General features: G+C 66.0%; 20 protein-coding genes. 5 read left to right on the top strand and 15 right to left on the bottom strand.

Annotation, left to right across the window (positions count from 1 at the left end; genetic code table 11):
* Nucleotides 1–19 precede the first annotated feature (19 nt).
* The 5 genes from LMJ30_RS20720 to LMJ30_RS20700 are packed head-to-tail and all read right to left on the bottom strand — an operon-like array spanning nucleotide 20 to nucleotide 3844.
* Nucleotides 20–1333, bottom strand: a complete 1314-nt coding sequence (locus LMJ30_RS20720) for a dihydroorotase (RefSeq protein ID WP_229434452.1) — start codon at nucleotides 1331–1333, stop codon at nucleotides 20–22.
* The gene (locus tag LMJ30_RS20715; RefSeq protein ID WP_229434451.1) at nucleotides 1330–2295 is read right to left on the bottom strand and encodes an aspartate carbamoyltransferase catalytic subunit; all 966 of its coding nucleotides are present in this window, start codon (nucleotides 2293–2295) and stop codon (nucleotides 1330–1332) included. The genes LMJ30_RS20720 and LMJ30_RS20715 overlap by 4 nt, the downstream gene beginning before the upstream one ends.
* The gene (pyrR, locus tag LMJ30_RS20710; protein ID WP_229434450.1) at nucleotides 2288–2809 is read right to left on the bottom strand and encodes a bifunctional pyr operon transcriptional regulator/uracil phosphoribosyltransferase PyrR; all 522 of its coding nucleotides are present in this window, start codon (nucleotides 2807–2809) and stop codon (nucleotides 2288–2290) included. The genes LMJ30_RS20715 and pyrR overlap by 8 nt, the downstream gene beginning before the upstream one ends.
* A complete protein-coding gene (ruvX, locus tag LMJ30_RS20705; RefSeq protein ID WP_229434449.1) occupies nucleotides 2790–3188 on the bottom strand; it encodes a Holliday junction resolvase RuvX in 399 nt (132 codons plus the stop codon). Before ruvX ends, pyrR begins: the two co-directional genes overlap by 20 nt.
* Entirely contained in the window at nucleotides 3188–3844 is a 657-nt protein-coding gene (locus LMJ30_RS20700; RefSeq protein WP_229434527.1) for a YqgE/AlgH family protein, read from the bottom strand. Before LMJ30_RS20700 ends, ruvX begins: the two co-directional genes overlap by 1 nt.
* 161 nt (nucleotides 3845–4005) lie before the next feature.
* Between LMJ30_RS20700 and LMJ30_RS20695 the strand changes: the two genes are divergently transcribed.
* Nucleotides 4006–5442: a cryptochrome/photolyase family protein gene (locus LMJ30_RS20695; RefSeq protein ID WP_229434448.1), complete on the top strand. Its 1437-nt coding sequence runs from the start codon at nucleotides 4006–4008 to the stop codon at nucleotides 5440–5442.
* Here LMJ30_RS20695 and LMJ30_RS20690 read toward each other — a convergent pair.
* The 6 genes from LMJ30_RS20690 to LMJ30_RS20665 all read right to left on the bottom strand — a co-directional run bounded on the left by LMJ30_RS20690 (nucleotide 5429) and on the right by LMJ30_RS20665 (nucleotide 14816).
* Nucleotides 5429–10798, bottom strand: coding sequence for a hybrid sensor histidine kinase/response regulator (locus LMJ30_RS20690; RefSeq protein ID WP_229434447.1), 5370 nt, complete (start codon nucleotides 10796–10798; stop codon nucleotides 5429–5431). The two genes, LMJ30_RS20695 and LMJ30_RS20690, sit on opposite strands and share 14 nt — an antisense overlap.
* Nucleotides 10799–10825: 27 nt before the next feature.
* Nucleotides 10826–13129 carry a methyl-accepting chemotaxis protein gene (locus tag LMJ30_RS20685; protein ID WP_229434446.1) on the bottom strand — a complete coding sequence of 768 codons (2304 nt, stop codon included), beginning with the start codon at nucleotides 13127–13129 and terminating at the stop codon, nucleotides 10826–10828.
* Nucleotides 13130–13198: 69 nt separating this feature from the next.
* On the bottom strand, nucleotides 13199–13747 hold the full coding sequence (locus LMJ30_RS20680; protein ID WP_229434445.1) for a chemotaxis protein CheW: 549 nt from the start codon (nucleotides 13745–13747) through the stop codon (nucleotides 13199–13201).
* A 4-nt stretch (nucleotides 13748–13751) separates the two neighbouring features.
* Entirely contained in the window at nucleotides 13752–14120 is a 369-nt protein-coding gene (locus LMJ30_RS20675; protein WP_267869739.1) for a response regulator, read from the bottom strand.
* A 25-nt stretch (nucleotides 14121–14145) separates the two neighbouring features.
* A complete protein-coding gene (locus LMJ30_RS20670) occupies nucleotides 14146–14550 on the bottom strand; it encodes a response regulator (protein WP_229434444.1) in 405 nt (134 codons plus the stop codon).
* 113 nt (nucleotides 14551–14663) lie between these two features.
* Entirely contained in the window at nucleotides 14664–14816 is a 153-nt protein-coding gene (locus tag LMJ30_RS20665) for a rubredoxin (RefSeq protein ID WP_229434525.1), read from the bottom strand.
* 95 nt (nucleotides 14817–14911) lie between these two features.
* Between LMJ30_RS20665 and thiD the strand changes: the two genes are divergently transcribed.
* The 4 genes from thiD (at nucleotide 14912) to LMJ30_RS20645 (ending at nucleotide 19531) form a co-directional block, all read left to right on the top strand.
* On the top strand, nucleotides 14912–15751 hold the full coding sequence (thiD, locus tag LMJ30_RS20660) for a bifunctional hydroxymethylpyrimidine kinase/phosphomethylpyrimidine kinase (protein WP_371873062.1): 840 nt from the start codon (nucleotides 14912–14914) through the stop codon (nucleotides 15749–15751).
* A gap of 3 nt (nucleotides 15752–15754) precedes the next feature.
* On the top strand, nucleotides 15755–17044 hold the full coding sequence (gene hemL / locus LMJ30_RS20655) for a glutamate-1-semialdehyde 2,1-aminomutase (RefSeq protein WP_229434442.1): 1290 nt from the start codon (nucleotides 15755–15757) through the stop codon (nucleotides 17042–17044).
* Between the two features lie 109 nt (nucleotides 17045–17153).
* Nucleotides 17154–17960, top strand: coding sequence for an alpha/beta fold hydrolase (locus LMJ30_RS20650; protein WP_229434441.1), 807 nt, complete (start codon nucleotides 17154–17156; stop codon nucleotides 17958–17960).
* Entirely contained in the window at nucleotides 17960–19531 is a 1572-nt protein-coding gene (locus tag LMJ30_RS20645) for a hybrid sensor histidine kinase/response regulator (RefSeq protein WP_229434440.1), read from the top strand. The genes LMJ30_RS20650 and LMJ30_RS20645 overlap by 1 nt, the downstream gene beginning before the upstream one ends.
* A gap of 170 nt (nucleotides 19532–19701) precedes the next feature.
* On the opposite strand, the gene corA is transcribed toward LMJ30_RS20645, so the two are convergent.
* The 4 genes from corA to LMJ30_RS20625 form a co-directional block, all read right to left on the bottom strand.
* Nucleotides 19702–20670: a magnesium/cobalt transporter CorA gene (corA, locus tag LMJ30_RS20640; protein WP_223468234.1), complete on the bottom strand. Its 969-nt coding sequence runs from the start codon at nucleotides 20668–20670 to the stop codon at nucleotides 19702–19704.
* Nucleotides 20671–20785: 115 nt separating this feature from the next.
* A complete protein-coding gene (gene mtgA, locus LMJ30_RS20635) occupies nucleotides 20786–21511 on the bottom strand; it encodes a monofunctional biosynthetic peptidoglycan transglycosylase (RefSeq protein ID WP_229434439.1) in 726 nt (241 codons plus the stop codon).
* A gap of 12 nt (nucleotides 21512–21523) precedes the next feature.
* A complete protein-coding gene (gene aroE, locus LMJ30_RS20630; protein ID WP_229434438.1) occupies nucleotides 21524–22333 on the bottom strand; it encodes a shikimate dehydrogenase in 810 nt (269 codons plus the stop codon).
* Entirely contained in the window at nucleotides 22330–23169 is an 840-nt protein-coding gene (locus tag LMJ30_RS20625; RefSeq protein ID WP_371873061.1) for an energy transducer TonB, read from the bottom strand. Before LMJ30_RS20625 ends, aroE begins: the two co-directional genes overlap by 4 nt.
* Nucleotides 23170–23334 lie beyond the last annotated feature (165 nt).

Below are 23334 nucleotides of genomic sequence, written 5' to 3'. Positions count from 1 at the left end.
CGGGAACGACGGCGAGGTGCTATTTGGCTTGGCGTTCGTAGGCCACGTGGCCCGCGACGATCGTCGTGAGCACCTGCCCGGTCAGCTCGTAGCCGACGAACGGCGTGTGCTTGCCCTGGCTGGCGAGGGCAGACGCTTCCACCTTCCAGCGCGCGCCCGCATCGAACACCACCACGTCTGCGGCGGCGCCAGGCGCCAGCGTACCCGCCTTCAGGCCCGCAACACGGGCTGCATCAGCCGTGATGCGCGCAATCGCGCGCGACAGCGGTGACTGCGAACCTGCTTCGGCATGCTGGCTTGCGGCGTAATCGTCAGCCCACTTCAGCGCCAGCGACAGCAGCAGTTCCAGCCCGGTCGCGCCCGGCGAGGCTTCCGCGAACGGCAGCAGCTTTTCGTCGTCATCGACCGGCGTATGGTCCGAGCACATGGCGTCGACGGTGCCGTCGAACAGCCCGGCGCGGATCGCGTCGCGGTCGCGCTGGCTGCGGAACGGCGGCGCCACGCGCGCCTTCGAGTCGAAGAAGCCGATATCGGCGTCGGTCATGTGCACATGGTGCGCGCCGACGTCGCAAGTGATTGGCAGGCCTTCCTTCTTGGCGGCGCGTACCAGGTCAAGCCCCGCGGCCGACGACATGCGGCACAGGTGAACCCGCGCGCCGGTCGAGCGCACCAGCTCGAAAATCGTGTGCAGCGCAATAGTCTCGGACATCACGGGTACGCCGGACAGGCCAAGGCGCGACGCCAGCGGGCCGCTGTGGGCGATGCCGCCCCGGCCGATGTGCGCGTCCTGCGGACGCAGCCAGACGGTGTAGTCGAAGGTTTTCGCGTACTGCATTGCGCGCAGCAGCACGGTGGTGTCCTCGATCGGTTCCTCGGCCTGGGCGAAGCCGATGCAGCCTGCTTCGGTCAATTCGGCCATCTCGGTCAGCGCCTTGCCCTGCAAGCCCATCGTCAGCGCGCCCAGCGGATGGACGTTCGCCTGGTTCAGGTTGCGCGCGCGGTACTTGAGCATCTCGACCAGGCCCGGCTCGTCGAGCACCGGGTCGGTGTCGGGCGGGCACACCAGGCTGGTCACGCCGCCCTGCACCGCCGCCTGCATTTCCGATTCCAGCGTCGCCTTGTACTCGTAGCCCGGCTCGCGCAGGCGCGCCGACAGGTCGACCAGGCCAGGAGCGACCACCAGGCCGGTGGCGTCGATGACGCGCTCGGCTTCAAAGCCTGCCGGCGCCGTGCCGGTTGCGGCAACCACGCCGCCGTCAATGAACAAATCGGTGACTGCGTCAATGCCGTTTGCCGGGTCGATCAATCGACCATTCTTGATATGTAGTTTCATCCGTGTGTGCCTGCCAAAATACTCATTACCGCCATCCGTACCGCGATCCCGAAAGTCACCTGCGGCAAAATCACTGCCTGCGCGCCATCGGCCACCGCCGAATCGATCTCGACGCCGCGGTTCATCGGCCCCGGGTGCATCACGATGGCGTCCGGCTTGGCCAGCGCGAGGCGCTCCGGCGTCAGGCCATAGCTCTTGAAATACTCCTGGGCCGACGGCAGCAGCGCGCCGGTCATGCGCTCGTTCTGCAAGCGCAGCATGATGATGACGTCGACGTCCTTCAGGCCTGCTTCCATGCTGGTGAACACGCGCACGCCCATCTGCTCAAGCCCGCCCGGCAGCAGCGTGTGCGGTCCGATCGCGCGCACTTCCGGCACGCCCAGCGTGGTCAATGCGTGGATATCGGAACGCGCCACCCGGCTGTGCAGGATGTCGCCGACGATCGCCACGCGCAGGTTGGTGAAGTCCTTCTTGTAGTGGCGGATGGTGTACATGTCGAGCAGGCCCTGGGTCGGGTGCGCATGGCGCCCGTCGCCGGCGTTGACCACGTGGCAGTGGCCCTGCTTGGTGTCGTTCAGGTGCTTGGCAATCAGGTAGGGCGCGCCCGACTGCGCGTGGCGCACCACGAACATGTCCGCGCTCATCGCGGCCAGGTTGTCGATCGTGTCGAGCAGCGACTCGCCCTTGCTGGCCGAGGATGCCTGGATGTTCAGGTTGATCACGTCGGCCGACAGGCGCTTCGAGGCGATCTCGAAGGTGGTGCGGGTGCGCGTCGAGTTTTCGAAGAACAGGTTGAATACGCTCTTGCCGCGCATGAGCGGCACCTTCTTGACCTCGCGGTCGGAGATGCTGACAAAGCTCGATGCGGTGTCGAGGATGTGGTTGACAATGGACTTGGGCAGTCCTTCGATCGTCAGCAGGTGCTGGAGTTCGCCGTTCTTGTTCAGTTGCGGGTTAAGCATTGTCGTCTTCGATGGTCAGGGTAAGTTTGCCGTCTGCGCCGCGCGACAGCGCCAGCGACTGATGATCGCCCAGGGCGACGCGGGTGGCGACGAAGTCCGCCGCGACCGGCAGTTCGCGTCCGCCGCGGTCGGCCAGCGCCGCCAGCGTAATGCGCGCCGGGCGGCCGTAGTCGAACAGCACGTTGATCGCCGCGCGCGTGGTGCGGCCGGTGTAGAGCACGTCGTCTACCAGCAAGATGGTGGCGCTGTCGACCGAGAAGCCGATCTGGGTCGGCTTGACGTCGGGGTGCAGGCCCTTTTTGGCGTAGTCGTCGCGGTAGAACGAGACGTCGATGAAGCCAAGCCGGTCCTTGACGCCGAGGTCGTCGGCGAGCCGTTCGGCCAGCCATGCGCCGCCCGAATGGATGCCGACGATGGCCAGGTTGGGCAAGCCGGGCATGGCGGCGCGCACCTGTTGCAGCAGTTCGCGGTACAACGCTTCCGCGTCGAACTGTTCAGTTGTTGTGGTTGGCATGATCGTCAAAGTATTGTTGCAAAATGATGGAGGCGGCTTTCGCATCGATGAGCTCGCCGCGTTTGGACGCGATCACGGCCGACGAATAGCGTTCGTCGACGAGCTCGACCGGCAGGTTGAAGCGGCCATGCAATTGGTTGGCGAAGCGGCGGCAGCGCAGGGTCATCTCGTGCTCGGCGCCGTCGGGGTGGCGCGGCTCGCCGACGATCAGGCGGGCCGGGCGCCACTCGGAAATCAAATCGCCGATCTGTTTGAAGCGGGCGGCGTTGTCGATGGCCTGGATGACGGCGAGCGGCTGCGCCTGCCCCGTCAGGGTATTGCCCATCGCCATCCCAATCCGCTTGATGCCGAAGTCGAATCCGAAAACGAGCTCAACCATTACGCATGGCCGGCCTCGGAGGCGAGCATCATTGGGTCGATGCCCAGCAGCTTGATGGCAGCGGTGTAGCGCTGCTCGATCGGCAGGTCGAACATGACATTGGCGTCGGCGCCGACGGTCAGCCAGCCGTTGCGGCTGATCTCCTCTTCCAGCTGCCCCGGGCTCCAGCCTGCGTAGCCGATCGACACCAGCAGGCGTTGCGGGCCGTCGCCGGACGCCACCGCTTCAAGCACGTCGATGGAGGTGGTAAACGCCACGTCATCGGTCACCGGCAGCGACGACGAGTAGCGCCCGCCCGGCGTGTGCAGCACGAAGCCGCGGTCATCCTGGACCGGGCCGCCAAACATGATCGGCTCGCTGGCAACCTGCTCCTGCACGCTGTCGGCCACCTTCAGGTCGATGCGCTCGAACAGCACATCCATCGTCATGTCGGTCGGCTTGTTGATGACCACGCCCAGCACGCCCTTGTCGTTGTGCTCGCAAACGTACACCACGGCGCCGCCAAAGATGGGATCCTGCATGGACGGCATGGCGATCAGGAAATGATTTGCAAGGTTGAGCGTCGATGGCGCCATGGCGGACATTTCCTCGTCGACGGATGAATGCTGCGCAAGCCCGTGGATGGGCAGAGATTTGCCGACTTTGCTCTTCTTCATACGCATCACTCTCTCCAGGCTCGCTCTCTGGTGTTTATTGCAACAAACTGGCTACAACCGTGCTCTTTTCGATAGTTTACACTGATTTGCGCCGCTCACCATTGGAAGCGCCCAGCCGCGCGTCCCGAAAACAGCAAAACCTTGACCCTGCACACGAATAAATGACCCTCAATAAATCCTTAGTCTGGTTCCGCCGCGACTTGCGCGCCTACGATCATGCCGCGCTGCATCATGCCCTGACCGCCTCCGGCCAGGTGTATTGCGTTTTTATCTACGACACCACGATCCTCGCGCCGCTACCGCGCGACGACCGGCGCGTGAGTTTCATCCACGCAAGCATCGCCGAGCTCGACGCCGAGCTGCGCGAGATGGGCGGCGCGCTGCTGGTGCGCCATGCCGATCCGGTCGAGGCGATCCCGGCGCTGGCCGCCGAACTGGGAGTCGATGCCGTCTTCACCAACAACGATTACGAGCCGGGCGCCATCGCCCGCGACGGCGCGGTTGCCGCGCGCCTGAAAGCCGACGGCCGCGCCTTCCACGGTTACAAGGACCAGGTGATTTTCGAAAAGGACGAGGTGCTGACGCTGGCCGCACAGCCCTTCTCGGTCTTCACGCCCTACAAGAACGCCTGGCTCAAGCGCCTCGCCGCGCAGCCCGACAGCCTCGACCCGTTCGATATCGCGCCGCATGCAAGCGGTTTCGCGCCGCCGCTGCCCTGGACAGCGCTGCCGACCTTGGCGGAGCTTGGCTTCGACCCGGCGGACACGCATGTCGCGACCGGCATGGACGGCGCCGCGGCAATGTTCGATGGCTTCCTCGAACGTATCGAACAGTACGCGACGGCGCGCGACTTCCCGGCTGTCGCGGGCACGTCGAGCCTGTCGGTGCACCTGCGCTTCGGCACCATCTCGATCCGCCACCTGGTGCGCACCGTGCAGGCGATGCTGGGTTACGGCGGAGGCGGCGCGGGAGCGCCGGTGTGGCTATCGGAGCTGATATGGCGCGAGTTCTACGCGATGATCCTGTACCGCCATCCGCACGTGGGCGAGCGCTCGTTCAAGCCGGCGTACGACGCCATCGAGTGGGAGTCCGGCCCTGACGCGGACGAGTTGTTCGCCGCCTGGTGCGAAGGCCGCACCGGCTACCCGCTGGTCGACGCGGCCATGGCGCAGATCAACCAGACCGGCTTCATGCACAACCGGCTGCGCATGGTCACGGCCAGCTTCCTGGTCAAGGACCTGGGCATCGACTGGCGCTGGGGCGAACGCTATTTCGCGCTCAAGCTGATCGACTACGACATGGCGTCGAACACGGGCGGCTGGCAGTGGGCTGCGTCCACCGGCTGCGATGCGCAGCCCTACTTCCGGATCTTCAATCCGGTGACGCAGTCGGAGCGTTTCGACCCCGATGGCGAATTCATACGCCGGTACGTGCCGCAGCTCGCATCGATGGGCCGCAAGCAGATCCATGCGCCATGGCTGCATGAGCGCAAAGGCGCGGCGCGCGATTATCCTGCGCCGATCGTTGCGCACGACGAAGCGCGCAAGAAGACCCTCGCGCGCTTCGACGTGGTGAAGGCCGCCGCTACCCGGCTTTAAGCTCGCGCTGCAGCAGGCCGTTGATGGCCGCCAGCAGCGCGTCTTCCTGGTACGGCTTGCCGAAGTAGGCGTTCACGCCCAGGTCCAGCGCGTAGTTGCGGTGCTTGTCGGCGGTGCGCGAGGTGATCATGATGATCGGGACCGACTGCGTCGCCTCGTTGCCGCGGACATTGCGTGTCAGGTCGAAGCCATCCATGCGCGGCATCTCGATATCGACCAGCATCAGGTCGGGACGGATCTCCTGCATGTGCTCAAGGGCGTCGACCCCGTCCTTGGCCAGCATCACCTGGAAGCCCTCGCGCTCGAGCAGGCGCTGGGTTACCTTGCGCACCGTAAGCGAATCGTCGACCACCATGATGACCGGCTTGCGCGACAAGGCTTCCGGCGCTGGCGCATTCGCCGGACGGCCCGCCAGCAGCGCATGGTGCGCGCCGTGGTGCGCCAGCGCCACCGGGTTCAGAATCAGCACGATGTCGCCCGAACCCAGCACGGTGGCGCCCGCGATGCCCGCCATGCGCGCCAGCTGCGGTCCGATATTCTTGATGACGACCTCGCGGTTGCCCTGCACCTCGTCGACGTGCACCGCCACCCGCTCGGAGCCGCTTTTGAGCACCATCACCGGGCATGAGCGCTGCGCCGCCGGCTGCGCCGATGGGTCGCCGAGCAAAGCGGGCAGGTAGTGCAGCGCTACGCGCTGGCCCTGGTACTGGATGTGGCCGGCAGCGTGGGCTTGCGCCAGCGCCGCTTCCTTCACCTGCAATACCTGTTCGACCAGCACCGACGGCAGCGCGTAGCTTTTTCCCGCGCTGGAAGTCAGCACCACCTGGGTTACCGCCAGCGTCAGCGGCAGGTGGATGGTGAAGCGTGCGCCTTTGCCGGGCTCCGACACGATCGCGATCCGTCCGCCCAGCGCCTGGCTCTCGGCGCGCACCACATCCATGCCGACACCGCGCCCGGCCAGTTCGGTCAGCGATTCCGCCGTCGAAAAGCCGGGTTCGAAAATCAGGTCGGCCGCTTCCGCGTCGCTCACGTCGATGCCTTCGCCAAGCAGGCCGCTCTCGCGCGCCTTGGCGCGGATCCGGTCCAGGTCGAGGCCCGCGCCGTCGTCGCTGAACTGGATCACCACTTCGTTACCCTGCTGGCTGGCTTGCACCAGCAGCTCGCCGGTTTCGGCTTTGCCGCCGGCCACGCGCCGCTCACGCGCTTCGATGCCGTGCACGATCGCGTTGCGCAGCAGGTGTTCGAACGGCGCCGCCATCTGCTCCAGCACGCTGCGGTCGATCTCCACCGAGCCGCCGCGAATGTCCAGGTTGACCCGCTTGTCGACTTCTTTCGCCGCTTGGCGCGCCACACGGAACAGCCGTTCCGACAGGCTTGCGAAAGGCACCATGCGCACCCGCATCAGGTCGCGCTGGAGGTCGCGCGTCAGGCGCGACTGCACCGCCAGGTCGGCGTTGGCGGCATCGACGCTGCGCGTCAGGCTGTCGTGGAACGAGGCCACGTCGCTGACGCTTTCGGCCATCATCCGCGTCAGCTCCTGCAATCGGGTGAAGCGGTCGAACTCGAGCGGATCGAATTCACGCTCGCCCGCGATCGACATGCGCGATGCGATCTGCGATTCGGCCTGCATTTCCACTTCGCGCAGCTGCTGGCGCAGCCGCGCCAGGTTGTCGGCGAAATCGGACAGCGACGTTTTCAGCGTGCCAACCTGGTTCTCCAGCTTGGAGCGCGTAATCGATACTTCACCGGCCTGGTTCACCAGGCGGTCAAGGATGTCCGCGCGCACCCGCACCAGCGGCGTACGCGCCTGTGCGGCCAGCGCATCGTCAGGCGCGACTTCCGTGTCCACCGGCGCCGGCGCCGGCGCTGCCGGCTGCTGCAGCTGCTCGAACAGCACCATCGCCTGGTCGTAGTTGACCATCAACTCGTCGAACGCGGCCGGCGTGCTGGTCGCCGCGTGCACCATGTTCTCGATCTGGGTTTCGATCTCGTGGGTGTGCTGGCCAAGGCGCATCGCGCCTGCCATGCGCGCACTGCCCTTCACCGTGTGCAGCGCACGCAATACGCTTTGCACGGCGGCGCCGTCCTGCGGGTTCTGCTGCCACTGGCGCAGGCCCTGGCCGATTTCCGGCAGCAGGTCGCTTGCTTCTTCCAAAAAGACCGGCAGCAGGTCCGGGTCGATTTCGTCGGCAAATACCGCGTCGCCCGACACCGCCTGCAGGCCGTCCTCAAGCCCCACGCCTGGTTCAGGTTCAGGTTCAGGTTCAGGCTCCCCTACCGGCGCGATGCCCGGAATGGACGGCTGCGGTTCGGCTTCGGAAATCAGTTCGAGCGCCAGCTCGTCGTCCTCGATGTCGTCGTCGCCGCCGACAGGCGGGGCCGGCGGCGGCGCCGCCTGCTCAAGCTCGGGCGCATCGAAAGCGTCGTCGAAGGCGGCGTCGTACATGTCGCCTGCTTCGATCGCCGTTTCGGCCATCGCCGTTTCCGCGTCGCGCGGGGCGGCTTCCGCAAGCACCGGTGGCGGATCAAGCAGTTCTTCCAGGGTCGCGGCAAACAGCGCGTCGAGGCGTTCCGTCAGCTCGCCATCGGCGTGCTGGCCGGCGGGAGCGTCGAGCTGCTCGCGCAGCGCCTCCAGGCGCGCGACCAGTTCGGGCTGCGCCGGCGACAGCGCGCCCTGCGCAAAGCGCTGGAGCATATGGCCGGCGCGTTCGAGCGTTTCGTCGAGCAGTGCGCGCTGCCCTTCGTCGAGCACCGGTGCTGGCGGCGCCAGCGCCTGCAACACCATCTCAAGCGCATGCGCCAGTTCGCACAGCGCCTTGAAGCCGACGGTGGCCGAGGTGCCGGCCAGCGTATGCGAGGCTTTCAGCGCTTCGGCCGTGACCGGGCGGTCCGGCTCATGGCGCCACTCGCTGAAGTCGCGGGTCAGCAGGCGCATCAACTCGTCGGTCTCGACGACGTAGATGTTATACAGCGGCAGCGGAATCGCCAGGTCGCCGATGCGCCTTGCGTTTTCTTCGGGCGGCGTGACAGCCGGCCGCGCGTTGCCCGGGAATTCGATGACATTGCCACTCGACGGCGCGCGCGCCTCGGCTGCGGGAGCCTCTGGCACCGGCGCTGCCTGCGGCGCTGCGAACGGGCCGCCATCCTGCACCCGCGCGGCGGCTTCCGCCAGCGCATCGCCACTGCGGCGCGATGCACCGGTTTGCACCAGCTCGTCCACCCAGGCGGTCATCTCCTGCGTCGCATGGTCCAGCAGCGCGAGCAGGTCGGGGCTCGCTTCGCGCGCCTCCGACAGCCATACGTTCATCACGCGCTCAACGCCGGCTGCGGCATCGGCAAAGCTGTCCAGGCCGACCATGCGGCCGCTGCCCTTCAGCGTGTGGAACGAGCGCCGCAACAGCGTCAGTGTTTCCTGGTCGGCCGGCGCATTGCGCGCGGCCGGCAGGGTGGCGGCGACAAACGCCAGCACTTCCTGCGCCTCGCCGATGAAGATCTCGAGCAGCTCGGCCTCGATGGCCGCCTCGCCCTGTTCCTCCACGGCCGGGGCAGTCACTGGCGCCAACTCCTCGGCAACCGGGGCGGCAGGCGGCGGCACGCTGTCTTCCTGGTCGAACGGCGTCGCGGCAGCGGCGGCCTTTTCGAACGGCACCTGGCGGAACATGCCTTCGTTCTGGTCGAACTCGAACCGCTCCCTGGCGGTGTCGACGTTCTGGCCGAGCATGTCGGCAAAGAAGCCCAGTGCGCCCACGTTCTGCGCGATGTTCTGCAGCGACGCGGCTTCCGAGGCCTGGTCGCCGTCGCCGGACGCCAGCAGGCGCACCGCGTCGCGCACGTGCGAGGCCGCGCGCATCGCGTGGTCCTGGTCGAGGATCGCCAGCGCGCCGTGCAGCTGGTGCAGCACCGGGTCGATCTGGGCCAGCGTCGGCCGCCTGGCGGGGTCCGCGTAATAATCGTCGAGCACCTTCTCGACCTGGCGCAGCCCTGCCTTCATCTCGTCGGCCAGCACCGCCACGGTCTGGCCCTGCTGGATCTGGCGCGACAGGTTGCCTTGCCATTCAGGCGCGGCAGCGGGTGTTTCGCCGGCGGCCAGCGCCAGCAAGCGTGCGCCCACCACCTCGGCCTGCGCATCGAAGTCGGCGGGCAGCTGGCGGACCTGGTCGAGGCCATGTTCGACGAACAGCAGGGCCGCCGCCATCTCAAGGCTGAACTGGTCGCTGCGCCCTGCTGCGATCGAATCCCTGGCAACCCGGCCAAGTTCGCGCAACAGCTGCGCCAGCGCGGTGGCGCCGAGGCGCGTGCTGGCGTCTTCCAGCACCGCGAGCGCGTTGGCGAATGCGCTCTCCCCGGCAGGGTCGATGCCGGTGGCCACGCGGTCCCACGCCGCCTGGGCCTGGGCCAGCGCTTCGCGCGCCTCCTTCAGCGCCTGGGCGTCGATGCGGCCGTAGCGGCGCGTCTCGTAATCGGCCGGCACCATGCCGTCGAGGCGGTAGGCGCGGCGCAGCGGTATCGCCCCATCGAAGGGTTCGGGCGCGGCGGCGATGAAAAACAGCGCGTCGCGCAGCATCGCTTCGGGCAGGCTGCCCTGCCCTTGCGACAGGCGCCGGATCTGCAGGTTGATCAGCCCGAACAGCTGCTTGACATACAAATCGCCGGCCAGCTGGCCGCTGGCGACCAGCGCGGCGACGCTGTGCATCGCCAGCCAGAAGGCGCGCGCATGCACGTCCTGCTGGCCGTCGGCGATGTCGCCGATGGCGTCGCGCATCGCTGCCGCATGGGTGCGGCGCGCTTCATCGGCGCTGCTTTTCAGGAAAGGCAGCAAGGCCTTTTCGAAGCGCGCGCGGCAAGCGGCGTAGTCGGGCGCCGCCGCAGGCGCAGCCGGCGGCAGGTCGACCCGCGCCGAAAGGTCGGGATGGAACAGGTCCGCCGGATGGATGCGCGCGGCCCCGAGCAGTTGCTGGATGTCGCGGTAATACGGAAACAGGCGCGCCGGCTGCGGCACGGCGCCCGACAGCAGCTCTTCAAGGTATTCGATGACTGCCTGGTACAGGTCGGCGACCACCTTTGCGCTGGCAGGATCGCAGGCCGGCGCGCCGTCGCGGAAGCGCTGCAAGGCCTCCTCGGCGCACGCGGTCAACGCGCCGACGCCGTCGACGTCGACCATCTGCAAGGCGCCGTGGGCCTGGTGCAGGTGGGCGCGCGCGTGCTGCAGCGGTGTGCCCTGGGCGTCGGCGCTGCGCGCGGCCGCGTCCAGCAGCGCCTCGCGCGAGCGCACCAGCGCCTCGCGGATCTCGCTCATGACCCAGGACAGCGGTCCGGTATCGAAATGCGGCGCGTGCGAAAAATCAGTCATGGTCATGCTTGCCTTGGACTTTCAGTGTGCGGGTCAGGCCGCGATGCGGAATCGCGTTACCGAGTTCTTGAGCTCCTGCGCCAGCGCGCTCAGCTGGCGAATCGACTCCGCCGTCTGCTGGGTGCCGTCCTGGGTATGTTCGGTCACCGACAGGATGTGCTGCATGTTGTGCGCAACCCCGTTCGCCGACGTGGCCTGCAGTTCGGTCGCAAACGAGATCCCCTGGATCAGCTCCGCGAGGCGGTTCGACACGCGCGAAATGTCCGACAGCGCGGCGCCCGCAGCATCCGACAGCCTTGCCCCTTCGACCACGCCCTGGGTCGACTTCTCCATTGCCGCCACCGCGTCGTGGGTGTCGGTCTGGATGGTGCGCACCAGCGCGCCGATCTGCTTGGCCGCGTCGCCCGAGCGTTCCGCCAGCCGCTGCACCTCTTCCGCAACCACCGAGAAGCCGCGTCCCGCTTCGCCCGCGGAGGCGGCCTGGATCGCCGCGTTCAGCGCCAGCACGTTGGTCTGTTCGGTAATGTCAGAAATCAGCTCGGTGATCTCGCCAATCTCCTGCGACGATTCGCCCAGCCGCTTGATGCGCTTGGAGGTTTCCTGGATCTGCTCGCGGATGTCGATCATGCCCTTGATGGCGTTTTCCACCGCGGTCGAGCCCTGCTGGGCGGCCGCCACCGACTGGCGCGCCACCTCGGCCGATTCGTTCGCCGAACGCGATACGTCGTTAATCTCGCTTGCCATCTTCAGGACCGTGTTGGATGCGTCCTGGATCTCGCGCGACTGCTGCTCGGTCGCGCTCAGCAGTTCGGTGGAGATCTCCTGCGCGTTGCCCGACGCCGTGGTCACCTGTTCGGCGGTGGCGGTCACGCGCTCGACCAGCCCGCGCAGTTCTTCGACGGTGTAGTTAACCGAGTCGGCGATCGCGCCGGTAATGTCTTCCGACACCGTCGCGTGGACTGTCAAGTCGCCGTCCGCCACTTCCTGCAGCTCGTTCATCAGGCGCAAAATCGCGGCCTGGTTCTGTTCATTGGTCGCTTTCGCTTCCTCTTCCTTGGCCTGCGCCATCAGGCGCATCGCCTCGGCTTCTTCGCGGCGGCGGTCGGCGCCGCGGGTACGGTTGCGCGAATCCTGCAGCATCACGCGGCTGATCGCGCCGGCGGTGGCCAGCGTGAAGACCGCCGACAACAGCAGCAGGAACAGCCAGGCATTGGCCGAATCCTGGTCGCTACGGAAGCTCGATTGCAGGTCGGTCAGCAGCTTGCGCACCTCTTCGTTCTCGTAGAAGATCGACTGTTCGGCCGCCTTCGCCGCCGCAAACTTCGGCAGGTCTTCCAGCACCGACGCCACCAGGCCCTGGTAGGTGTCGAATTTCGATTTGATCTGGATGACCTTCTCGCGCATGCCGGGGTCGCGGATTGGCGCCAGCTGAAGCTGCGCGCTGCCGTCGAGGAAGCCGTCGACGATCAGGCGGAAGGTGGTGGTGTCGCGCCCGAGCTGGAAGGCGGTGTCGGAGCGGATGCCGCCCGACGTCAGGAACTCGCCCGAGCTGCGCGCCATGCGCTGGGTCAGCATCATCATGCGGCCGATTGCCGCCAGTTCGCGCGCGCTGCCGCCGCCCTGCACCTTCTGGTTCAGCAGTTCGTCGGACAGCGCCAGCAGTTCCGGCGACAGCACATCGAGCTGCTTGAACGTCATGTCGAAGCTGGTCAGCTCCGGCTTCATCTTGAGGATGGTGCCGGCCGCGTTATCCGAGCTTACCCACTTGGTGCGCACCGCCGCCAGCGCCTTGTTCTTGCTGCCGGGCGCGGCGGGAATGGTATTGCCGGCAAAGCTGCCGCCGCGCGACAGCAGGTTCAGGTCGCGCGTGAGCAGCGCGCGGCTTTCCTCAAGCTGCTTGAAGGCGTCCACGTTACCCTGGACCGCATTCGGCGCCGCTTTACCGATTCGCTGCGAGTGCATCAGCGCGTCCGACGCGATCTGGGTCTGGGCCGACGCCACCTCGTTACTGGCGGCGTTGCGCCACAGCGCGAGAATCGTCACCAGGATGCCGGCGCCAAACACCATCAGCAGGATACGCAGCTGGCGCGGCAGCGACAGGTGGCCGATGAACGGCAACGGGTTATCGATGGCTTCATCGGCGGGAGCGGCGCCGCGCTTGCGGCGGATCGCCCCGCCGATACTGAGCGGGCTGGCGTCGTCCGGCGCGCCTGGCTGCGGCTCCGGGGCCGGCGCAGGTGCTGCGGCCTCGCCGCCGAACTCGGTGTCCGGCCCCGCTACCGCAACGGCGCCGTCCTGCTTCTCTTCAGGGCCAAGCCCCTTCCACGCAAATCCCATTACCGCCCCCATCCCTAGTGTGCGGCCGCTATCGATGCGGCCTTGTCAGTTCTTGTTAACGACTTAAATTCAGGTTGCTGCAGCCACGTGCAGGAAGCGCGGGTCCTGCACCAGTTCAGCCAGGTCCAGTACCAGCCACTCGTTGTTGTCGGCGTCGACCAGGCGCTCGCCCGCCACCTGCATGTCGGATGCCTGGCGCAGGCCATACACCCGGTTGACCAAAATGGCGCAGTTGAAGCCCAGGCTGTGCGCGAACGTCAGCATGCGGCTGTCCGGCGCCACCGCGGTTTCGCCGGCGTCGAGGTAGCGCGCGTAATCGATGATGCCAACCAGGTTGCCGCGAATGTTTGCCAGCCCGAGGTACCAGGGCTGGGTCAGCGGCACCGTGCAAATCGGCGCCAGCGGCACGATTTCACCGGTCTGGGTCAGGTCGACCAGGAAGCGTTCGGTCCCGATCATCACGCCCAGCTGCTGCAGGCGGGCGCCGCCGCTGAGACGGGCGGCCTGCATGCGCTCCAGCAGCTGCTGCTGGTACTGGCGCAGGCGCGCACGGCGGCCGGCGGCGTCGGGACGCGCCCCGCCGAACCTGGCCTCGACCGGCAGTGTGTCGCCGCTCATCGTTTCACGCGCCGAGGCTGGCGATACGCGCCAGCAGCTGCTCTGGGTCGACCGGCTTGACCAGGTAGTCCTTGGCGCCCTGGCGCATGCCCCAGATACGGTCGGTCTCCTGGTTCTTGCTGCTGCAGATGATGACCGGCACATCGGCCAGCTCGGGGTCGCGCGCGATGGCGCGGGTGACCTGGAAGCCGTTCGCGCCCGGCATGACGACGTCCATCAAGATCAGCTCCGGCTTGTCGGCCTTGATCTTTGCCAGCGCCTCCTCGCCGTTGTCGGCGGTGCTGACGGTGAAGCCGTTGCGGACCAGGATGTCGGTCAGGTAGTAGCGTTCGGTCGGGGAATCATCGACGATGAGGATTTTTTGAATGGCCAAAGGGCGCTCCAGCTTTCGTATTGGGTCAAGCCTGCGGCACGGCGCCGGCGGAATGCTCGCGCACCGCGGACAGCAGGCTGTCTTTGCTAAATGGTTTGGTAAGGTAGGCGCTCGATCCGACCATCGCGCCACGGGCGCGGTCGAACAGGCCGTCCTTCGAAGACAGCATCACGACAGGGGTGGCGTGGAAGCGCGCGCTCTTTTTGATCAGCGCGCAGGTCTGGTAGCCGTCGAGGCGCGGCATCAGGATGTCGCAAAACACCAGGGCCGGGTGGTGGTCGTTGATCTTGGCGAGGGCGTCGAAGCCGTCTTCCGCCAATACCACCTGGTACCCGGCCTGGGTAAGGAAGATCTCGGCGGACCGGCGAATCGTACTGCTATCGTCGATCACCATGATTTTCAAGGCTGTCGGTTGCGGCGGTGTCGTCATATAAAGTTCACTCGGCAGATTCAGCACGATAGCATAGGGTTCGCCCCTTGTGCGGATATCTGTTGCGTAGAATCAACTTATTGAAAGCGCGCCGCCGCGCCAGGCGCGACCGGTCAGATTTCGGTCATTTCAAAGTCGTCCTTGCGGGCGCCGCATTCAGGACAGGTCCAGTTCATCGGCACGTCGGCCCAGCGGGTGCCGGGGGCGATGCCCTCGTCGGGTGCGCCGGCGGCTTCGTCGTAGACCCAGCCGCAGATCAGGCACATCCAGGTCTGGAATGCGCCGCTTGATTCTTTGCTACTCACGTTGTTGATCCTTCTATCTAGTAAAATGCCGAATCAGGTATCTTAATCTACTGGCCGTGCAAAACCAATCGTATCCACTCATACTTTGCTTCGGCGTGTCCGATCCGTCAGGCGCCACGGGCATCCAGTCCGACCTCGCGAGCTTTTCCGCGCACGGCTGCCATGGCCTTTCTGTCACTACCGCCCTCCTGATCGCCGACACCGCGCGGGTCGACGACATGCATGAAATCGACGCCGACTGGGTGATCGACCAGGCCCGGGTCCTGCTGGAAGACATGCCGGTCGCCGCCTTCAAGGTCGGCGCGCTGGCCAGCGTCGAACAGGTGGCGGCGGTGGCCGAAATCGTCTCCGACTACCCCGACATCCCGATGGTGCTCGACCCCTTCCTGTCCAGCCTTCCCGACTCCGGCCTGCTGGACGACGACATGCTCACCGCGGTGCGCCAGATCCTGGTACCGCAGGCGGCAATGCTCCTGGTGTCGCAGGTCGAACTGGCGCGCATGGCCGAAACCTGGCGCGAAGGCCCCGCCACCCTGGCTGAAGATGTGGCCGAACTGACAGGCACCGGCTGCGGCTATGTGCTGGTCACCGGCACCGGCTCGGCCGGCGGCACCCTGGCCGACACCCTGTACGGCGAGGACGGCGAGATCGCCAGCTACAGCACGCCGCACCTGCCTGGCCCGTTCATCGGCGCCGGCTCCACCATCTCCGGCGCCCTGGCCGCGCTGCTGGCGTCCGGCGCCGACCCTGTGCACGCGGCGCCCGCCGCCCTTGGATTCACCGCCGGCGCACTCGCGCATGCCCAGCGCTTCGGCATGGGCAAGCTGGTACCGAATAAATTCTTCAACGCCGCGCAAGCGGCGGCCCTGAACCCAACCTCAACACCGATCGACTAAGCCATGACTGACACTTCCAGGAACGACACGCTGTTTGCACGCGCACAAAAAACCACGCCCGGCGGCGTCAACTCGCCGGTGCGCGCCTTCCGCTCGGTCGGCGGCACCCCGCGCTTCATCACGCGCGCAGAAGGCCCGTACTTCTGGGACGCCGACGGCAAGCGCTATATCGACTACATCGGCTCCTGGGGCCCGGCCATCGTCGGCCACGCCCACCCTGAAGTCGTAAAAGCGGTGCAGGAAGCGGCCGCGCGCGGCCTGTCGTTCGGCGCGCCGACCGAAGGCGAAGTCGAGATGGCCGAAGAAATCTGCCGCCTGGTGCCGTCGATCGAGCAGGTGCGCCTGGTGTCGTCGGGCACCGAAGCGACCATGAGCGCGCTGCGCCTGGCGCGCGGCGCCACCGGCCGTGACAAGATCATCAAGTTCGAAGGCTGCTACCACGGCCACGCCGACTCGCTGCTGGTCAAGGCGGGCAGCGGCCTACTCACCTTCGGCAACCCGACCTCGGCCGGCGTGCCGGAAGACTTCGTCAAGCACACCCTGGTCCTCGACTACAACAACGTGGCGCAGATCGAAGACGCGTTCGACTCGATGGGCGACACCATCGCCTGCGTGATCGTCGAGCCGGTGGCCGGCAACATGAACCTGGTGAAAGCCACGCCGGAATTCCTGCAGGCGCTGCGCACGCTGTGCACGCGCCACGGCGCGATCCTGATTTTCGACGAAGTCATGTGCGGCTTCCGCGTAGGCCTGGGCGGCGCGCAGGAACTGTACGACATCCAGCCCGACCTGACGGCGCTGGGCAAAGTCATCGGCGGCGGCTTGCCGGTGGCGGCCTTCGGCGGCCGCGCTGACCTGATGCAGAACATGGCGCCGATCGGCGCGGTGTACCAGGCCGGCACCCTGTCAGGCAACCCGGTGGCCGTCGCCGCCGGCATGACCACCCTGAAGTTGATCCAGCAGCCTGGCTTCTACACCCGCCTGGCTGACCAGACGGCCAAGCTGGCCGCGGGCCTGGCGGCGGCGGCAAAGGAAGCCGGCGTCACCTTCTGCGCCGACTCGGTCGGCGGCATGTTCGGCATCTACTTCAGCGAAGACGTCCCTACCAGCTACGCCGAGATGATGGCCGGCGATAAGACCAGGTTCAACGCCTTCTTCCACGCCATGCTCGACGAAGGCGTGTACTTCGCGCCAGCGGCGTTCGAAGCCGGCTTCGTCTCGGCCATGCACGACGACGGCGTGATCGAAGAAACGATCGCTGCGGCCCGCCGGGTCTTTGCGAAACTTGCCTGACCAGCCAGCACGGTTGTTCAACTGTACACAGGCGCCCGCCAAGGCGGGCGTATAATCGCGCGGCCCATCCGTGCGATCGCCCGGATTTCAAGCCCGTTTAAGGAAGCCCATGTCGGTCAAGTCCAGGAACAACGTCCAGTGCTACGGCAGCGGTCCGGTGTCGCTGCTGTTCGCCCACGGTTTCGGCTGCGACCAGTCCATGTGGCGCCTGATCGCCCCGGCTTTTGCCGAGCGCTTCAAGGTGATCACCTTCGACCTGGTCGGCAGCGGCGCTTCCGACCGCAGCGCGTACGACCGCGCCAAATACAGCTCATTGCAGGGTTACGCCGACGACGTCCTTGAGATCGTCGACGAATTCGCGGACGGCCCGGTGATTTTTGTCGGCCATTCGGTCAGCGCCATGATCGGCGTGCTGGCCACCGCCGCGGCGCCGGACCGCTTTGCGGCGCAGATCATGGTCGGGCCATCGCCGTGCTACATCAACGAAGGCGACTACGTCGGCGGCTTTAGCCGCGAAGACATCGACGAACTGCTCGACACGATGGACGCCAACTACCTCGGCTGGTCCAGCAATATCGGGCCGGCGATCATGGGCGTGCCCGACCGGCCGGAACTCGGAGCCGAGCTGACCGCCAGCTTCTGCCGCAACGATCCCGAGATCGCCAAGCATTTCGCCCGCGTCACCTTCCTCTCGGACCACCGCGACGACGTGGCCAGGTCGCCGACGCCGGCGCTGATCCTCCAGTGTAGCGACGACATGATCGCGCCGCGCGCGGTCGGCGACTTCCTGCACCAGCGCCTCCCCGACAGCAAGCTGGTCATCATCGACAACGTCGGACACTGCCCGCACCTCAGCGCGCCGGACGCAAGCAGCGTCGCCATCAAAGGCTTCCTGGCGCAGGTACTGGAGCGGTAATGACAGCGGCATGTGCGCCGGATGACGCGCTCTACGAGCACGCGGCGTGCGGCCTGCTGCTGGCCGACACGGATGGACTGATCCGGCGCGCCAATGCCACCATCTGCCGCTGGCTGGGTTACGAAGCAGGCGACCTGGTTGGCCGCGTGCGTGTCCAGGACCTGCTCACCGTCGGCGGACGGCTGTTCCACCAGACCCACATCAACCCGATCCTGCAGCTGCAGGGATCCGTCGCTGAAGTGCAGGTCGAAATGCGGCGCCGCGACAAGACGCGCGTCCCCCTGATGATCAATATCGTGCGGCGCCGCCACGGCGCCGACACCTTCGACGAATTTGCGCTGCTGGTCGGCGAAGACCGCCGCTCCTATGAACGCGAACTGCTGGCGGCGCGCAAGACGGCCGAAGCGGCGCTCGAAGCGCGCCACGGGGCCGAAGCCAAGCTGCACGCGCTGAATGAACAACTGTCGCTGGCGGACCGGCGCAAGGACGAATTCATCGCCACGCTCTCGCACGAACTGCGCAACCCGCTCGCCCCCATGCACAGCGCCCTTGAGGTGATGAAGCTCAAGGCCTCCGGCCACCCATCGCTCGAACCGGTGCTGCCGGTATTCGAGCGCCAGCTCAACCACATGACCCACCTGGTCGACGACCTGATGGAAATCTCGCGCATCACGCAGGGGCGGATGGAACTGCGCCTCGCGCCGCTCGACCTGGCCACGGTGGCGCGCGCCGCCGCGGCCGACGTCGTCCCGCTGATCGACGCATCCGGCCACACCCTGTCCGTGAACCTGCCGGCGGAAGCCTTGGTGATCGAAGGCGACGCCACCCGGCTCACGCAGGTGGTGGTCAACCTGCTCACCAACGCCGCAAAATACACGCCGCGCGGCGGGCAGATCTGGCTGGAAGCGGCGCGTCGGGACGGCGACGCGGCCATCTCGGTGCGCGACAACGGCATCGGCATTCCCGAGCGCTCGCTCGCCGCGATCTTCGACATGTTCTCGCAGCTTGAACCTGCGCTCGACCGCTCGCAGGGCGGCCTCGGTATTGGCTTGGCGCTGGTCAAAGGCATCGTCACGCTGCACGGCGGCGACATCCGCGCGATGAGTCAAGGGGTAGGACTGGGATCGGAGTTCGTGGTGCGCCTGCCGCTAAGTTCATCTGCCGTCACGGCAGGCGATGGCGCCGGGAAGGCCGGCAGCATCGCCCCCTTGCGGGTTCTGGTCGTCGACGACAACGCCGACGCGGCCGACACCCTGGCGATGGCGCTCGAACTGCTTGGCTGCGAAGCGAAGGCGGTCTACACCGCGACGGAAGGGCTGGCGCAGCTGGCGGCCTTTGCGCCGCAAGTAGCGCTACTCGACATCGGCCTGCCAGACATGAACGGCTACGACCTGGCGCGCAGGGTGCGCGGCACGGCCGCCGGCGCCGCGGTCACCCTGATCGCCGCCACTGGCTGGGGCCAATCCACCGACAAACAGCGTGCGCTCGAAGCCGGCTTTGACCACCACCTGACCAAGCCGATCGACTTCGACCAGCTACAGTCGATTCTCTCCCTCGTAAAACATTCCTAAATCGGGGTCAGACCACGACGTTTCCGAAACATTTCCAAAACTGTGGTCTGACCCCGAATTTGGAAATGCTAAATCGGGGTCAGACCACGACGTTTCCGAAACATTTCCAAAACTGGGGTCTGACCCCGAATTTGGAAATGCTGAGGGGCGGCGAGCCGGATTTTTTGGGATTATTTCAGCCAGCCGCGGTGGCGGAAGTAGAGGAATGGGGCAATTGCCGAGGTCAGCATCAGGCCGAGCGCCCACGGGTAGCCCCAGGCCCAGTCGAGCTCGGGGAACCAACGCTTGAAGTTCATGCCGTAGATACTCGCGATCAGCGTCGGCGGCAGGAAGGCAACCGAGGCGACCGAGAAGATCTTGATGATCTTGTTCTGGTTAATGTTGATGAAGCCGACCGTGGCGTCCATCAGGAAGTTGATCTTGTCGAACAGGAATGAGGTGTGGCCGTCCAGCGATTCAATGTCGCGCAGGATCTGGCGCGCTTCTTCGAACTGGTCGGCGTTGAGCAGCCGCCCGCGCATCAGGAAGCTGACCGCGCGCCGCGTGTCCATCATGTTGCGGCGGATCCGGCCGTTCAAGTCTTCCTCGCGCGCGATCGCGTTCAGCGCGTCGGCCGCGTCCTGGTCGGTGAATTCCTTTTGCAGTACCCGGCGGCTGACTTCTTCGAGGTCCTGGTAGATGCCCTCGAGCGCGTCGGCCGAGTATTCGGCGTCGGTGGCGTACAGGTCGAGCAGGACGTCCATATAGTCGGCGATCGAGCCGGGACGCGAACGGGCGCGCATGCGCACCAGCCGGAATACCGGCAGGTCGTCGGTGTGCACCGAGAACAGCATCTTGCGCGCCAAAATGAACGCCACCGTGACCACGCGCGACGGGCCGTCGTCTTCTTCCAGCAAAAAGTCGGTGCGCAGGTGCAGGTCGCCGTTTTCCGCTTCGTAGTAGCGGGCCGACGCTTCGATGTCCTTGACCTCGTCCTCGCCCGGCAAAATCACGCCGTAGATGGCCTTGACCCAGGCCCGCTCGTCGTCGGTCGGGTCGGTCAGGTCGACCCACACGGGCGCGACGTTTTCGAGATCCTCGCGGGTCTCGATGGGTACCTGGTTGAGGCGGCCATTCTGTAGGACAAATACGTTGATCATGCGCTTTTCTCGGCCGCGTTTCGCAAACAGCGCAAGTGTACCCGTTAGCCCCTGCCCCTACCACCCCGAAACGAAAATTTTGACTCAAGGAAGCTGCTTTTTTACCAATAAATGCTCATGGCAGGTCCGCCGAGTTCATGCGGATCAAAATCGTGTTGGTGCGCCGCCCGAGATAGCGGGTGTCGCGGTGGCGGTCGTAGTAGCGCGGGTTGGGCAGCATGACCGCCAGTTTGGCTGCCTGCGCGGTGCCCAGGCCCGCTGCGCTGGTCTTGAAGTAGTAGCGCGCCGCCGCTTCGGCGCCGAACACCCCGCGTCCGAATTCCACCACATTCAGGTAGATTTCGAGGATGCGTTGCTTGCTCATCACCGTTTCGAGCATGAACGCGATCACCATCTCCTGCGCCTTGCGCACGTAGCTGCGCGACCCGGACAGGAACAGGTTCTTGGCCAGTTGCTGCGTGATGGTCGATCCGCCGCCCACCACCTTGTGGCGGCGCGTGTTCTTTTCGTAGGCCTTCTGCAGCGCAGCCCAGTCGACGCCGTCATGTTCGTTGAAGTTGGCGTCTTCCGAGGCGATCACCGCGCGTTTCAGGTTGTTCGAGATGCGCTCGTACGGCACCCACTGGTGCCGCAGCTTGGCTTTTGGATTGGTCTCTTGCAGCGCCGACATCTGGGTGCGCATCATGCTGGTCGACGATGGATTGAACATGGTCCACCAGCAGATCATCAGGAAGAAGTACAGCTGGATCAGCAGGACGATGATGAGCGGCCCGAAAATGAGCCATTTGATCCAGGGACGTCCCGCCTTGGCGCGCGCCTTGCCCCCTCTTGCTTTGGCCATACGTTGTTCTGGTTATAGGGATGTACGCAACTGCTCAAGGACTGCCGGCGTCTCGGGGCGCACCCCGCGCCACACCGTGAACGCTTCCGCAGCCTGCTCCACCAGCATGCCGAGGCCGTCGCGCACATGGGCGCCGTGGCTGCTGGCAAACTGCATGAATACGGTGGGCTGCTTTCCGTACATCATATCCAAAGCAAGTGTTTCTGGGCAAAAAGTTTCTGCCGGTATCGGTGGCAGGTCGCCTGCCAGGCTGGCCGAGGTGGCGTTGATGACGATATCGAAGGGCGCGGCGATGTCGCCGAAGCCGCAGGCGCGCAGCAGCGGCGAGCCGAATTGCGCCACCAGCGCATCGGCGGTGGCGCGGGTGCGGTTGGCGACCACCAGTTCGGCCGGGCCCTGCTCCAGCAATGGCAGGATGACGCCGCGCGCAGCGCCGCCCGCGCCCAGCAGCAGCACACGTTTGCCACCGATCGCCACGCGCGCATTGCGGGTGATGTCGTTGACCAGTCCCGCGCCGTCGGTGTTATCGCCGACGATCCCGCCATCCACGAAGCTGAGCGTGTTCACGGCGCCGGCGGCGCGCGCGCGTCCGGTCAGGCTGGTGGCGATGGCTGCGGCGTCGAGCTTGAACGGCACCGTGACGTTGGCGCCCTTGTAGCCCTGGGCGATCAATGCGCGGACCGTGTCGTTAAAGCCGTCCAGGGGCGCCAGGCAGCGCTCATAGGTCAGGCTCTGGCCCATCTGCGCAGCGAAAGCGGCGTGGATGTCGGGCGACTTGCTGTGCGCAATGGGGTTACCGATGACGCAGTAGCGGTCTGTCATTGCGCGGCTCCGCGCAGGTCGGCTTCCATCCGTTCTTCACGCGTGAACTTGAAGCGCGTGATGATCACCCACAGGTCGTCCTTGTCGGACGAAAGCATATTGGGCGGGAAGCGCCCAAAAGGCGCCGCGCGGCGCACGATGGCCAGCGCCGCCTTGTCGAGGTCCGCGTTGCCCGAGCTTTTCTCGATACGCGCGCCGCCGTCTTTCTGGTAGATGCTTCCGTCCTGGAAAATCGGGATATAGACCACCAGCTCGCCGTACAGCTTGCGCCCGTTCACCTGGGGGAAGTTCAGCGTGCCGATTTCCTCGACCCTGCGCTGCATGGTCTTGTAATACATCGCGTAGCCGACTTCACGCGTCGACGGCGTGATGAAGGTTTTGCGCGGGCGCTTGTTTTCGTCTTCGATGCGCTGGGTGATCTCGGCGGCCGCGCGGGCGATCGCCTTGCTGCTTTCGATCATGTCGGCGCCGGTGCGGTTCGGGTCTGGCTTGTCGCGCTCCGTCACCGGGGCGACGTTGAAGTTCGAATTGCGTGCGCGGGTCAGCAGGTTTTGCTGCGCCTGTTCGAGTTCGGCGATGCGGCGCTGGGTGGCCTTGACGCTTTCGCCGGTTTCCATGCGGCGCAGGTCGGGCAGCGGCGACTTGGCGCGGCCTTCCGAAGCATTGCCGCCGCCGTCGAGGTTAGCCTGCGCGAGCGCCTGCGCCTTGGTTGGCGCTTTATTGTGCTTGGCGTTGACGAGGATGACTTCGAGGCCGGGATCGGTGGGCTCCAGGCGGAACGCGTCCGGCGCAACGAAGCGTACTGCCAGCAGGGCTGCATGGACCGCGACCGACACCGCAAGCGCGATAGTCAGTGTTCTATGTTGTTGAAAATACTTCACCCGGTGCTTCGCTGTTGAAACTGAGAATGGGCAATTCTAACCCGTGTGCGGTGGCGGGGCGCAACTGATTTCCAGCATACGCCGCGGGCCACACAGGTTCACTGTGGGTTCCCGCTTGCG

The organism is Massilia agrisoli, assembly GCF_020831365.1.
Classification (GTDB): Bacteria; Pseudomonadota; Gammaproteobacteria; order Burkholderiales; family Burkholderiaceae_D; genus Telluria_A; species Telluria_A agrisoli.
This window is presented reverse-complemented; position numbering and strand designations above follow the sequence as displayed.

Excerpts from the sequence above, each read along its gene's own strand:
- LMJ30_RS20720 (WP_229434452.1), bottom strand. The coding sequence starts at position 1,333 with ATGAAACTACATATCAAGAATGGTCGATTGATCGACCCGGCAAACGGC.
- LMJ30_RS20715 (WP_229434451.1), bottom strand. The coding sequence starts at position 2,295 with ATGCTTAACCCGCAACTGAACAAGAACGGCGAACTCCAGCACCTGCTG.
- pyrR (WP_229434450.1), bottom strand. The coding sequence starts at position 2,809 with ATGCCAACCACAACAACTGAACAGTTCGACGCGGAAGCGTTGTACCGC.
- ruvX (WP_229434449.1), bottom strand. The coding sequence starts at position 3,188 with ATGGTTGAGCTCGTTTTCGGATTCGACTTCGGCATCAAGCGGATTGGG.
- LMJ30_RS20700 (WP_229434527.1), bottom strand. The coding sequence starts at position 3,844 with ATGAAGAAGAGCAAAGTCGGCAAATCTCTGCCCATCCACGGGCTTGCG.
- LMJ30_RS20695 (WP_229434448.1), top strand. The coding sequence starts at position 4,006 with ATGACCCTCAATAAATCCTTAGTCTGGTTCCGCCGCGACTTGCGCGCC.
- LMJ30_RS20690 (WP_229434447.1), bottom strand. The coding sequence starts at position 10,798 with ATGACCATGACTGATTTTTCGCACGCGCCGCATTTCGATACCGGACCG.
- LMJ30_RS20685 (WP_229434446.1), bottom strand. The coding sequence starts at position 13,129 with ATGGGATTTGCGTGGAAGGGGCTTGGCCCTGAAGAGAAGCAGGACGGC.
- LMJ30_RS20680 (WP_229434445.1), bottom strand. The coding sequence starts at position 13,747 with ATGAGCGGCGACACACTGCCGGTCGAGGCCAGGTTCGGCGGGGCGCGT.
- LMJ30_RS20670 (WP_229434444.1), bottom strand. The coding sequence starts at position 14,550 with ATGACGACACCGCCGCAACCGACAGCCTTGAAAATCATGGTGATCGAC.
- LMJ30_RS20665 (WP_229434525.1), bottom strand. The coding sequence starts at position 14,816 with ATGTGCCTGATCTGCGGCTGGGTCTACGACGAAGCCGCCGGCGCACCC.
- hemL (WP_229434442.1), top strand. The coding sequence starts at position 15,755 with ATGACTGACACTTCCAGGAACGACACGCTGTTTGCACGCGCACAAAAA.
- LMJ30_RS20650 (WP_229434441.1), top strand. The coding sequence starts at position 17,154 with ATGTCGGTCAAGTCCAGGAACAACGTCCAGTGCTACGGCAGCGGTCCG.
- LMJ30_RS20645 (WP_229434440.1), top strand. The coding sequence starts at position 17,960 with ATGACAGCGGCATGTGCGCCGGATGACGCGCTCTACGAGCACGCGGCG.
- corA (WP_223468234.1), bottom strand. The coding sequence starts at position 20,670 with ATGATCAACGTATTTGTCCTACAGAATGGCCGCCTCAACCAGGTACCC.
- mtgA (WP_229434439.1), bottom strand. The coding sequence starts at position 21,511 with ATGGCCAAAGCAAGAGGGGGCAAGGCGCGCGCCAAGGCGGGACGTCCC.
- aroE (WP_229434438.1), bottom strand. The coding sequence starts at position 22,333 with ATGACAGACCGCTACTGCGTCATCGGTAACCCCATTGCGCACAGCAAG.